At 64.0% G+C, this 12,052-nt stretch carries 10 protein-coding genes and 1 tRNA gene; 2 read left to right on the forward strand and 9 right to left on the reverse strand.

The window, feature by feature from the left end:
• Position 1: 1 nt before the first annotated feature.
• Entirely contained in the window at positions 2–337 is a 336-nt protein-coding gene (locus MYCSP_RS16100) for a hypothetical protein (protein ID WP_083013558.1), read from the forward strand.
• A gap of 78 nt (positions 338–415) precedes the next feature.
• Here the strand turns inward: MYCSP_RS16100 and hsaA are convergent, their stop codons facing one another.
• Positions 416–1,618: a 3-hydroxy-9,10-secoandrosta-1,3,5(10)-triene-9,17-dione monooxygenase oxygenase subunit gene (hsaA, locus tag MYCSP_RS16105; RefSeq protein WP_088414321.1), complete on the reverse strand. Its 1,203-nt coding sequence runs from the start codon at positions 1,616–1,618 to the stop codon at positions 416–418.
• Between the two features lie 90 nt (positions 1,619–1,708).
• Positions 1,709–2,872 carry a Rieske 2Fe-2S domain-containing protein gene (locus MYCSP_RS16110; RefSeq protein ID WP_088415645.1) on the reverse strand — a complete coding sequence of 388 codons (1,164 nt, stop codon included), beginning with the start codon at positions 2,870–2,872 and terminating at the stop codon, positions 1,709–1,711.
• Between the two features lie 176 nt (positions 2,873–3,048).
• Here MYCSP_RS16110 and MYCSP_RS16115 point away from each other — a divergent pair, with 176 nt between their 5' ends.
• Entirely contained in the window at positions 3,049–4,311 is a 1,263-nt protein-coding gene (locus MYCSP_RS16115) for a cytochrome P450 (protein ID WP_088414323.1), read from the forward strand.
• Between the two features lie 78 nt (positions 4,312–4,389).
• Here the strand turns inward: MYCSP_RS16115 and MYCSP_RS16120 are convergent, their stop codons facing one another.
• From MYCSP_RS16120 to MYCSP_RS16150, 7 genes are all read right to left on the reverse strand, one after another.
• Positions 4,390–5,106, reverse strand: coding sequence for an alpha/beta hydrolase family protein (locus MYCSP_RS16120; RefSeq protein WP_162266248.1), 717 nt, complete (start codon positions 5,104–5,106; stop codon positions 4,390–4,392).
• A 200-nt stretch (positions 5,107–5,306) separates the two neighbouring features.
• Positions 5,307–5,382, reverse strand: a tRNA-Ala gene (locus tag MYCSP_RS16125).
• 55 nt (positions 5,383–5,437) lie between these two features.
• Positions 5,438–6,703 carry an MFS transporter gene (locus tag MYCSP_RS16130; RefSeq protein ID WP_088414327.1) on the reverse strand — a complete coding sequence of 422 codons (1,266 nt, stop codon included), beginning with the start codon at positions 6,701–6,703 and terminating at the stop codon, positions 5,438–5,440.
• The gene (pgm, locus tag MYCSP_RS16135; protein WP_088414329.1) at positions 6,700–8,331 is read right to left on the reverse strand and encodes a phosphoglucomutase (alpha-D-glucose-1,6-bisphosphate-dependent); all 1,632 of its coding nucleotides are present in this window, start codon (positions 8,329–8,331) and stop codon (positions 6,700–6,702) included. Before pgm ends, MYCSP_RS16130 begins: the two co-directional genes overlap by 4 nt.
• Before the next feature lie 49 nt (positions 8,332–8,380).
• On the reverse strand, positions 8,381–8,704 hold the full coding sequence (locus MYCSP_RS16140; RefSeq protein ID WP_088414331.1) for a YbjQ family protein: 324 nt from the start codon (positions 8,702–8,704) through the stop codon (positions 8,381–8,383).
• 26 nt (positions 8,705–8,730) lie between these two features.
• Positions 8,731–10,236: a carboxylesterase/lipase family protein gene (locus MYCSP_RS16145; protein WP_083013564.1), complete on the reverse strand. Its 1,506-nt coding sequence runs from the start codon at positions 10,234–10,236 to the stop codon at positions 8,731–8,733.
• A 55-nt stretch (positions 10,237–10,291) separates the two neighbouring features.
• Complete coding sequence (locus MYCSP_RS16150) at positions 10,292–11,812, reverse strand: carboxylesterase/lipase family protein (RefSeq protein WP_088414333.1); 1,521 nt, start codon at positions 11,810–11,812, stop codon at positions 10,292–10,294.
• Positions 11,813–12,052: the final 240 nt, after the last annotated feature.

Genomic DNA, 12,052 nt, shown 5'->3' on the forward strand with positions numbered 1-12,052 from the left:
AATGACTACCAGCGAGAAAGTTTCCGAGACGGAGGCCGAGGCCTCGGAGATTGCGGGAGAAAGCAACGGCCAGGAGGCAGACGCCCAGGCGATCGTGAAACGGTTTGTTGTCACGTCGCACGGCGGGTATCGAACTCGTCTCGCCATTCCGGGAGTGGGTCCGTTCAGCGTGGTCATGGTGTCGACCTCAGAGATAACCGCGCAGGATGTGCCATTCCAGGGCAATGCCGTCTGCCAGGTCCACAATGTCGTACCCGAGAACGGCGGCGTCCGAGTTCGCGGATTCATCGACTTCGGAGCCGACATTCGGGTGCAACTCGCCGTCTTCGTGGCGTAGGCGACAACGCGGCTCCGATTGGTCCTCCGCGCGGGAATCCACGCGGAGGGCCCGCCGGTCCTTGCGCGACCAGGGACATCAGACCATGGTGTCGGCTGGAGGGAGGCCAAATTCATTGTCACCGAAAATCAGGTAGGCGCGCTCGGGGTCGTTCGCGGCATGTACACGGCCAGCGTGCGCATCACGCCAAAAACGCTGCACTGGTGTGTCATTCGACAGTGCAGCGGCACCCGAAGCATCGAATATCCTGTCGATCGAAGCAACGGCACGGCCGGTGGCCCGCACCTGATCGCGCCGGGCGCGGGCGCGCAAGTCATAGGGAATCTGCTTACCGGCCAACAGCAGCGCGTACTCCTCGGCAACATTACCCGTCAGCTGACGCCACGCGGCGTCGATATCGCTGGCAGCCTCGGCGATTCGGACCTTGGCGAACGGATCATCCCTGACCTTCTCGCCGGCATAGGCCGCTCGAATTCGCTTACCCTGGTGTTCCACATGGGCGTCGTAGGCGCCATAGGCCATGCCGACAATGGGTGTCGAGATGGTAGTCGGATGTATTGTTCCCCAAGGCATTTTGTACACGGGTGCAGTATTGGTCCGATAGCCGCCAGCGGTACCGTCGTTCATCGCCTTGTAAGACAGGAACCGATGACCGGGCACGAACACTTCCTTGACCACAAGAGTGTTACTGCCGGTGCCGCGCAAACCGACTACATTCCACACGTCGTCGACCTCGTAGTCGGTGCACGGGATGAGAAAGCTGCCGAAGTCTACGGCCTTCTCCCCTTTGAGTACCGGACCTCCGACGAAAGCCCAGGTGGCGTGCGCACAACCGGACGACCACTGCCACGAGCCGGTTACAAGGTAGCCTCCGTCGACGACCCTGGCAGTGCCCATCGGAGCGTACGACGACGACACACGCGCAGACATGTCCTCACCCCAGACGTCCTCCTGCGCCTGCTGATCGAAAAGCGCCAAGTGCCAGTTGTGTACCGCGAGGACACCCGCCACCCATCCGGTGGAACCGCAGGCACTGGCCAACCGCCGGACTGCCTCGCAGTAGACGACGGGATCGCACTGCAGACCGCCCCACTGCTCGGGCTGCAACAGTTTGAAGAAGTCGATGTCTTCAAGCGCTGCAATCGTTTCGTGCGGGATGGTACGCAAATCCTCGGCAGCCTGAGCACGTCCGCGTATCTGGGGTAATAGATCGCTGATGTCCTCGAGAATCGTGTGAGTATCGCGAATCGACCGGGTAATACCGTGCTGAATAGAAGTCATGAGACTGCCTCCCAACGCTGGGCTGATTGAGACTGAGGTCCATTGCGGCCTAAGTCGGTAGTTGTCGGGGTAACTCTTTCTGCGGAGCCGTCATTCGGTTCCGGCAGCACTCGCCGTGGTGCGTTGTTGCAGATTCTCCGCGACTTCGTTGCGCCAATATTCGTTGGCAGCGTTGGTGTCTACCTCGTATTCGAAACGATCGGTCATTTCCGGTGTGACGTCCGCGGCGTCGACGTAGAACTGCTCGTACCACCTGCGCAACTGGTAGACAGGCCCGTCCTCCTCGACCAGAAGCGGATTATCGATGCGGGTCTTGTTCTTCCAGATCTCCACATCCTGCAGGAACCCGCGACTGACCCCGTCGGTGAACGCGTGCAGGAGCATCTCAGTCGCGTTGGCGTCCAAACCCACGGGCCGACGTACCATGATGCCCCACTGCAGCACAAAGGAATCCGATGTGACGGGATAATGGCAGTTGACCAGGATCGCTTCGACCTGGTAGCCACCGTAGCTGTTGTGCAACCGGTTGATCATGAATGACGGACCGAAGTAAGACGCTTCAGAATCGAGGATCTGTTCGCCCGCATAGTGCGAGCCACCCAAGTTGACGTCGGGCCTGCCGATGGTCCGGAGGTACTGCGAGGCGATTTGACCTTCAAACACGTTCTTGAAGTGTGTGGGAAAGCCGAAATGGATGTAGTAAAAGTGAGCCATATCCACAATGTTGTCGACGATCTCCCGGCAATTCGAGGCGATGAACTCTGTGCGCCAAGACCATTCCGTCCAACCCGGGTCGCGCACCTCCGGAATGTCGGGGATATCAAGGTCAGGCGACGGTGAACTCCCCTCGGGATCATGCCAAACGAACAACAAGCCCGAACGGACATCTGATATCCACACACGTGTGCGCGCAAGTCGCGGAGCACGTTTGGCATATGAGACATGGGTGCAACGGCCATTGCCCGCCCATCTCCAGTCATGGAACGGGCACGCAACGGCATCACCCTTGACCGTCCCCTGCGACAGGTCGCCGCCGAGATGGCGACAGTATGCGTCCAGAACGTGCACCGCACCGCGACTGTCCGCGAAGACGACCAGTTTCGTCCCGAAAGCGCTGATCGAGTGCGGCTGTCCGTCCAGAAAATCCGACACCATTCCCAGGCAGTGCCATCCACGGGCAAAACGAGTCGGCGGCGTACCCACATCGATCTCCCGGACGGCGGCGCTCGTCGAATCGTTACTCAAACCTGTCATCTCCATCCACTTCGCACTCAACTAGAACACGTTTCATAATTGGATTGACTGGCACAGTATGCGCAGTTGAAAGTCGATAAATAGGGACTAATGCCCCTTTTTCATTGTCGAGGGCACAGCCAAGGTGGTGGTGCGTTGCCGCATCACCGCCCACCGAAAGCCGAGGAGCACTGTTCATGGATTGTCCCCACCTATCCAAGGGCTTCGATCCTCTGGACGCCGAACTGAACGTCGTGCGCCTGCCAGTTGCAGAGCTTGCCGAGTTGCGAAGGACAGAACCCGTGCATTGGGTCGAGGTCCCCGGCGGCACTGGCGGATTCGGCGACAAGGGCTACTGGTTGGTGACCCGGCACGAGGATGTCAAGGACGTCTCGCTGCGCAGCGACGTGTTCTCCAGTGCGATGAACGGTGCGATCCCGGTATGGCCGAAGGGAATGACCCGCGAAGTGGCGGTCGACTTGCAGAGTGTGGTCTTGCTGAACATGGACGACCCGCAACACGCGCGTCTACGCAAGATCATCTCGCGTGGTTTCACCCCGCGTGCGCTCTCGCGGCTTCAGGACGAGCTGAGGTCGCGGGCACAGCAGATCGCAATAAATGCCTCGGCATTCAATACAGGCGACTTCGTCGAGGACGTGTCATGCGAGCTGCCGCTGCAGGCTATCGCCGAACTGCTCGGCGTACCTCAATGCGACCGCGACAAGTTGTTCCGCTGGTCGAACGAGATGACCGCCGGCGACGATCCCGAGTACGCGGATGTCGATCCCGCCGCATCCTCCTTCGAGCTGATCTCGTATGCGACGAAGATGGCCGAGGAACGAGGCCTGAATCCGACCGATGACATCGTCACCAAGCTGATCCAGGCCGATATCGGTGGCGACAAGCTCAGTGAAGACGAGTTCGGCTTCTTCATGATCATGCTGGCGGTGGCTGGCAATGAGACCAGCCGTAACTCGATCACCCACGGCATGATCGCGTTCTCGCAACATCCGGACCAGTGGAGGCTGTTCAGACAGGAGCGGCCGAAGACCGCTGTAGACGAGATCATCCGGTGGGCCACCCCTGTATCGGCCTTCCAGCGCACCGCCAAGACGGACACACAGATCTCCGGGGTCACGATCAAGGCAGGCCAACGGGTGGTGATGTCATACCGCTCTGCCAACTTCGATGAAACGGTGTTCGACGATCCGTACAGCTTCGACATCCTCCGCGACCCCAACCCACACCTCAGCTTCGGCGGCACCGGCGCCCATTACTGCATCGGCGCAAACCTGGCGCGGATGACCGTCGATCTGATCTTCAATGCGATCGCCGATCACATCCCCGATCTTCAGCCCGTCGGCGAGCCCGAACGACTGAAGTCCGGTTGGCTCAACGGAATCAAGCACTGGCAGGTCGAGTACGGACAGAAGTGTGTTGGCGAGGCGAATGCCGGCTGAGCACTTGAACCGTCGTGGTTGGATCGGATGCAGGAGTCCGCGCGGAGGGCGGGCCATTGAGTAACCGGGCCTGGAAGGTCAGGGCTTCAGCTGATACCGAATCCACTGTTTGGCCGCGTGCCAAGCAGACGAGGACGGGTCGATCAGATCGAAGTGGTCCAGCTCCGAGAACTCGAAATAGTCGGCAGGGGTCCCTGCTGCTCTCGCGGTGGACACATAGTGCTGGGAATGTTCGACGGGGATGTTGATATCGCGCACGCCATGTATGAGGACATGGCGCCGATGGTGGCCAAGCTTGCCAATCGGCGATGCGTCCTCAACATCGTTCGGCGAAAACCTCACGGCCCCAAGAAATTCTGCCGCAGCGCCCTCTCCGAGATTCTCCCGCAATGCGCGGTCGATATCGCTGGCGGGAGCCAAGGCGACGGCGAAGTCGGCCGATCCCGCGGCGAGGGCCAGAAGCGCGAGATGTCCGCCGGCGGAGTGGCCGACGACAAACGACTGACCAGAATCCGGATAGGCGTGGCGGACCGCTTCTGCCGCCGCCTTCACGTCGTCGAACGTTTCGGGCCAGCCCCCGCCACCGCCGACTCTGCGGTATTCGATGTTCGCGACGAGAAAGCCCTCAGCGCGCAGATCCTCGGCTATCGGGGCGGTGAGGTCGGCACCCAGCCCTTCTCTCCAGAAGCCGCCGTGGATGACAAACACAAGCGCCGGGGCAACCGTGTCGGGTTCGAGGACATCGACGTATTGACTGGGGTGATCCCCGTAGGTCAGGCGCCTTTGTTGTGGCATAGCTTCGCTCCCGATCAGGTTCATGCGTGCAGACATCGACCAGCGTATCGGGGCTGGACGGACTCACATCGGGGCGTTCGACGGCAGCCTCCGGGCCCAGTGCCTGCGCTTTCCCGCTACATTCCCACGGCCTTCGTCGGGTCACAAAATTGGATCCTGACCCCGCAAACAAAAATCCCAGGTCGTCTGACCTGGGATTATGGTGGAGCTAAGGGGACTCGAACCCCTGACCCCCACACTGCCAGTGTGGTGCGCTACCAGCTGCGCCATAGCCCCTTGTTTAGTTGTGTGCTCGGACGAAGTTACACCACGGCGACGGGCTCTCAAAATCTCAACGCTCAGGGCCGCCGACATCCTCTGCTACTTCCTGCATACTCCTAACCTGCGGTGACGCAAGTCTCCCCAGCGTCTCGGGTGCGAACACCCACGCCACCGCCGCGATCAGCGGCATCGCACCGCCCACCACGAAGGCCCATCCGTAGGACGTGTGCTCGGCGATCAACCCGGCCACCACGGGCCCGATCACCAGCCCGATGTCGGAGGTCATCTGGAAGGTCGCCAGCGCGGTTCCCGCCCGGCCCCGGCTGCCCACCACATCGGCCACGGCGGCCTGCTGCGGAGACGCATACAACCCCGCGCCGATGCCGCCGATGAGCGAGAGCACGACGAGCACCGGCAGCGAGGACGCAAAGCCCATGGCCACCACGGTCGACCCGCACACCATCAGCCCCGCAACCACCAGCGGTTTACGCCCGATGTCGTCGGACCACGAGCCGGCCAGGAAGGCGGTGGACACGTCTCCGGCCGCGAATGCCGCGAACACCAGCCCGGCCGCACCCGGCCGCTGATGCAGGGCCTCGATGACCAACAGCGGCAGCAGCGCACCGCGAATCCCGAAGATCGCCCAGCCCGCACTGAAATTCGACATCAACGCGGCCAGGTACGTCCGATGGTGCAGCGCGGAGATCAACGCCACCGGGGTGCCGTGGTGCTCGTCGGCGACTTCCAACAGCGTCGAGCGCCGCAGCCCGAAGTAGACGAGCACGACAACGATTACCAGCGCCGCGGAGTAGATGATGAACGGCGCCGAAAGGCTCAGTCCCACAACGGCGCTGCCCAAGGCGGGCCCGGCCACCATACCCAGCAGAAAGCTCGACCCGTACAGTCCCTGGGCGCGTCCCCTGATCTCCTCGGGCGCGATCCGTACCAGTAGTGCCGCCGCCGACACCGTGAACATGGTCGAACCGACACCACCGAGCGACCGGAACACCAACAGCTGCCAATAGCTGTGTACGAAGGCGCAGATGCCGGTGGACACCGCGACGATCAGCAGTCCGGTCATGTAGACCCAACGCTCCCCCAGCCGCTGCACCAGCGCGCCGGCGGCCGGCGCGAACACCAGCCGGAACGCCGCGAACGAGCTCACCACCGCGGTCGCCGCGGTCACACTCACCCCGAAGCTACGGGCGTACTGCGGCAGCGCCGGCGCGACGACACCAAACCCCAGCGCGATCACCAGACTCGCGACGACAAGAACCCAGATCTCCCACGGCAGGCGCGGTTTTACGTCCGTGTCGTAGTCGGGACAGCCACTCAACCGATGACCGCCGACACCACCTCACGGGCAGCGTCCTGGACCTGGCTCAAGTGCTCGGCACCCTTGAATGATTCTGCATAGATCTTGTATACATCCTCGGTTCCCGACGGCCGCGCCGCGAACCAGGCGTTTTCGGTGACAACCTTGAGCCCGCCGATGGGCGCCCCATTACCCGGCGCATTGGTCAACTTGGCGACGATGGGTTCTCCGGCCAGCTCGGTGGCACTCACCTGCTCGGGTGACAGCTTGCTCAGCACGGCCTTCTGCTCGCGGCTCGCGGGTGCGTCAACGCGCGCATAGGTTGGGGCGCCGTACTTCTCGGTCAGTTCCCGGTACCGCTGCGACGGCGTATCCCCGGTGATCGCCAGGATCTCCGAGGCCAACAGAGCAGCGATGATGCCGTCCTTGTCGGTGGTCCATGCCGATCCGTCGCGACGCAGGAAGGATGCCCCGGCGCTCTCCTCACCACCGAAACCGATTGTCCCGCCGATCAACCCGTCGACAAACCACTTGAAGCCGACGGGTACCTCGATCAGGGTCCGGCCCAGGCCCGCCACCACCCGATCGATGATCGACGAGCTCACCAGCGTCTTGCCCACCGCCGTCCCTGCGGCCCAGCCACTGCGATGGCTGAATAGATACTCGATGGCTACCGCCAGGTAGTGGTTGGGGTTCATCAGCCCCGCGTCGGGGGTCACGATGCCGTGCCGGTCGGAGTCGGCGTCGTTGCCGGTCGCGATCTGATACTTGTCTCGCGAGGCCACCAGTGAGGCCATCGCATCCGGCGATGAGCAGTCCATGCGGATCTTGCCGTCGTGGTCAAGGGTCATGAACCGCCACGTCGCATCGACCAGCGGGTTCACCACGGTCAGCTCCAGCGACCACCGCTCGGCGATGGCGGCCCAGTAGTCGACGCTGGCCCCGCCGAGTGGGTCGGCGCCGATCCGGATCCCCGCGTTCTTGATGACGTCGAGGTCGATGACGTTGACGAGATCATCCACATAGGTCTGCTGGAAGTCGTACCACTGCACCGATTTCAGTGCCTGCGAGAGAGGGACACGTTTCACCGAGCGCCAGCCCGTGCGCAGAATCTCGTTGGCGCGCGCAGCGATCGCCCCCGTGGCGTCGGTGTCTGCGGGGCCACCGTGCGGCGGGTTGTACTTGAACCCGCCGTCGCGGGGCGGATTGTGCGAGGGGGTGACGACGATCCCGTCGGCACGATCGGCCGGGTTGCCGTGATTGTGCCGCAGGATCGCGTGGCTGACGGCCGGAGTCGGCGTGTATCGATCACGCGAATCCACCGCGACCACAACGTCGTTGGCGACCAAGACCTCCAGCGCACTGGTCCAGGCCGGCTCGGAAAGCGCATGGGTGTCGCGGCCGATGAACAGCGGCCCGGTAATGCCCTGCGAAGAACGGTATTCGACGATCGCCGCGGTGGTCGCCACGATATGCGCCTCGTTGAAGGCGCCGTCGAGACTCGACCCGCGGTGCCCCGAGGTGCCGAAGGCCACCTGCTGCGCCACGTTCCCCGGATCGGGCTCGATCGCGTAGTACGCAGTCACCACGTGGGCGATGTCGATGAGGTCTTCCGGCTGGGCCGGCTGTCCGGCGCGCGCGTTGCTCACCCGCTTGATTCTGCCCGGATCAGGTGAACCGTGTCTTACCGAACGGCCGCTATTGAAGGGGCTGGATGCCGACGGCGGTCCCGTACGCGCACACCTCGACGCCCGTATTGGCGTACTCGGTGGTCTCGAAACGGAACGCGACCACGGCATTGGCGCCGCGCGCCTCCGCCTCGGCCGCCAGCCGCGACAGCGCTTCGCGGCGGCTCTCGTGCAGCAACTGGGTGATGCCCTTGAGCTCGCCACCGGCGATGGACTTGAACGAGGCGGCCAGGTTGGAGCCGATGTGCCGCGACCGCACGGTCAGGCCGAAGACCTCTCCGAAAACCGCGGCGATCTTGTAGCCGGGGATGTCGTTGCTCGTCACGATGATCATGAGCCCAACGTACCGCCGCGCACGGGTCAGGCGATGGAGGTGACGTCCTGCCACAACGGACGCCGGTCGGCGTCGGGATCGGACTCCAACCGCGACGGATTGTCGATGATCAACACCTGACGATCGGGCACCGTGTGGGCAGGCCAACCATCGCCAGGCACCCCGGTGCGCGCGAACGCCAGCCACCGCCTCTGCATCTCGTCGCTGACGGCACGCGCGGCAGCGCGATCCTTGCGTCCGGCAAGGAAAGGCGCGGCAACCGTCCGATAGGTGCCGAAGACCGCGAGCAGTTCGATGGCGTGGGTGGGGCCCAGCCCGTACCGGCGCAACGCACGCGTGGCGTAGTCGTACCGGTAGAAGTACGTCGGCGCGTTGCGGCCGTGCGCCTCGGCGACTCGCCACGCCGCCGAACCGAAGGCCAGATCTCCCGCCAGCCGCAGAATCGCCTTCTCCGCGGGATAGCCGTTATAGCCGCCGACGATCCGCTGGACGTATTCGGGTCCGCCCTTGGACAACGAGTGCTCGATGGCCTCCGGCGTGATCGGCAGGATCTTGAGCACCTTGGTGAACAGCGTCGCCTCTTCGGCGTTGTACCCGATGATCAGCGGAACACGATGCGACTCACCGCGTTCCATCGCCTCGACAGGGTCCAGCGGCAGCACGTCACCGTCGACGCTGGGCCCGATGCGCAGCGAGAGCCCCGGCACATGTTTGGCCGACCCGATGAGCCGGAACAAAGCCTTCACCAGATCCTTCGGCTTGGCCGAGAGCACGGTTTCGGCTGCGTTCGAGTCGGTGGCACCCAGGTACTTCGCGAACTGGCGCGCGTTCACCGCCGCATCCTCGGCGCTGACCACCAGACCGCTCGCCGTGCTCTGACAGATGGCCCGATGGAACAGACCCGCGGCCGACGGGACCGCGAGCAGGGTGTTCACCGCGTGCGACCCGGCACTCTCGCCGAAGATCGTGACGTTGTTGGGGTCACCGCCGAACGCGCCGATGTTGTCGCGCACCCACTGCAGCGCCATCACCAGGTCGCGCAGATACAGGTTGCTGTCGATGGTGTGCTTCTCGTCCGACAAGGACGAAAGATCCACGCATCCAAGCCCACCCAGGCGGTAGTTGACCGAGACGTACACACAGCCCTGCCGCGCCAGGCTCGCCCCGTCATACAGCGGGGTGGCCGAGCTGCCCAGGAAGTACCCGCCGCCGTGAATGAACAACATGACCGGCAGCGGACCGCTGATCGGCCCCTCGGGGGCGACGACGTTGAGGGTCAGGCAGTCCTCGCTGAGCTTCTGCGGCTTGCCGGGCAGGATGATGGCGTAACGGTGCTGCTGGATGGAGGCCGCACCCCAGGTGCGGCACGTGCGCACCCCCGTCCACGGCCTGGCCGGGCGGGGCGCCCGCAGGCGCAACGCCCCCACCGGCGGCTCGGCGTAGGGAATCCCACGAAAGCGGTGCACGCCGCCACGGGTAAACCCCTCGATGGTGCCGTTGACGGTGTTGATGCGGATGGGCTTCTTTGCCATCGGCACATCCTAAGTAACCAACCGGTTGGCCCACAATGGTGGATTTCCTCGCGGGTCAGAGGGTGAGGCTGAACCCCTCCCACGCCGCGCGCCGAGTAGCCTCCGGGTCCAGCTCCACCCGGGTGGCATGGTCGAACACCATCACCGGGCGATCGGGCGGCTCGTAGGTGGGCCAGCCATCGCCGGGAATTCCACTGCGCGCGAAGGCAAGCCATCGCCGTTGCACGTCATTGCTGACCCGGACGGCATCGCGGCGGCCGAGCGCGCCCGCCATCACCGTGCCCATCGCGCCGCGATAACTATCGAACACCGCGAGCAGTTCTGTGGCATGGGTGGCCCCCATGCCGGCCATCCGCAGCGCCCCGGGCGCGTAGTCGTAGCGGTAGAAGTACACCGGCGCATACCTGTGATGGGCCTCCGCCATTTGCCAGGCCGCCGTGGAAAAGTTCATGTCGCCGGCCAGCTTCACACGCGCCGAACGCTGCGGGTATCCCGGATACGCGGCCACGATGCGATCACGATGTCCCGGTCCACCCCGCACCAGCATGCCCTCCAACGCCTCCTCGGACAGCGGCATCATCTTCAGGACCCGGGTGAACAGCTTGGCCTCGTCGGCGTTGTGGCCGACGATCAACGGAACACGATGTGCCTCACCGCGTTCCATCGCCTCAATGGGATGCATGGGCAGATAGTGGCCATCGATGCACGGGCCGATCGCGAACGAACCGCCCGGCATATTGGTCACGATGTCGGCGATCAGCGCGTTGAGCGCGGCACCGAGTTCGGCGGGGGTCGCCCGCAGCACCGTGTCCGCGGCCGATTCCGGTGTGGCACCCAGACACTTCGCGAACTTCTGCGCGTACAGGGCGGCGGACTCGGCGGGTACCGCCATGCCACTGGCGGTGCTCTGACAGATCGCGCGGTGAAACAGGCCCCCGGCCGCGGGCGTGGCCATCAAGGTCTCGACGCAATGCGCCCCGGCGCTTTCCCCGAAGATCGTCACGTTCTCCGGATCGCCACCGAAGGCCCTGATGTTGTCGTGCACCCACTGCAGTGCCAGCACCACATCGCGCAGAAACAGGTTGCCGTCGATGGTGTGGTCGCGATCCGACAGCGACGACAGGTCCAGCGCGCCCAGCGCACCCACCCGGTAGTTCACCGAGACGTAGACGCACCCGCGGCGGGCCAGTGAGCCGCCGTCGTACAGCGGGGTCGCCGAGCTGCCCAGCAGATAGCCGCCGCCGTAGATGAAGAACATGACGGGAAGTGGTTCGTTGGACGGACGATCGGGCGCCACGACGTTGACCGTCAGGCAGTCCTCGCTGGCCCGCTGGACGCGCCCCGGCCCCAGCACCCGGTAGCGGCGCTGCTGGGGAGCCGCCGCGCCGAACTCGGTGCAGTCGCGCACACCGTCCCACGGCAACGCCGGTTGCGGTGCACGCAGACGCAGCAATCCAATCGGCGGACGGGCGTAGGGAATGGACCGGAAGCGCCGCACACCTCCCCGCACGAACCCTTCGACGATGCCGTTGGGGGTGCTCACCCGGACAGCGGGCGTCTTCGACCCTGAAGCCATGGGAGTCAAGATAGCTGTCCGTGGCGTCCGCAGCGGAGCTAGCGGGCTAAATCCAGGCAATTCGTGTGCAGCAACACCACCTGCCACAGATAACTGATCACCACTTCCAGAAATCGGCGAGGCCCGATCCGCTCGGTTTCGGCACGGTCACGGGAACGTACCTATCGATGCACCAATAGCCACATTGGCCCCACCGGCCACTATCGTCACGGGAGTCAATTGCTGACGTCGGTGTGACGT

It is taken from the genome of Mycobacteroides saopaulense (assembly GCF_001456355.1).
GTDB classification, from domain to species: Bacteria; Actinomycetota; Actinomycetes; order Mycobacteriales; family Mycobacteriaceae; genus Mycobacterium; species Mycobacterium saopaulense.

Coding starts and splice junctions, on each gene's coding strand:
- MYCSP_RS16100 (WP_083013558.1), top strand. CDS start 2: ATGACTACCAGCGAGAAAGTTTCCGAGACGGAGGCCGAGGCCTCGGAG.
- hsaA (WP_088414321.1), bottom strand. CDS start 1,618: ATGACTTCTATTCAGCACGGTATTACCCGGTCGATTCGCGATACTCAC.
- MYCSP_RS16110 (WP_088415645.1), bottom strand. CDS start 2,872: ATGACAGGTTTGAGTAACGATTCGACGAGCGCCGCCGTCCGGGAGATC.
- MYCSP_RS16115 (WP_088414323.1), top strand. CDS start 3,049: ATGGATTGTCCCCACCTATCCAAGGGCTTCGATCCTCTGGACGCCGAA.
- MYCSP_RS16120 (WP_162266248.1), bottom strand. CDS start 5,106: ATGCCACAACAAAGGCGCCTGACCTACGGGGATCACCCCAGTCAATAC.
- MYCSP_RS16140 (WP_088414331.1), bottom strand. CDS start 8,704: ATGATCATCGTGACGAGCAACGACATCCCCGGCTACAAGATCGCCGCG.
- MYCSP_RS16145 (WP_083013564.1), bottom strand. CDS start 10,236: ATGGCAAAGAAGCCCATCCGCATCAACACCGTCAACGGCACCATCGAG.
- MYCSP_RS16150 (WP_088414333.1), bottom strand. CDS start 11,812: ATGGCTTCAGGGTCGAAGACGCCCGCTGTCCGGGTGAGCACCCCCAAC.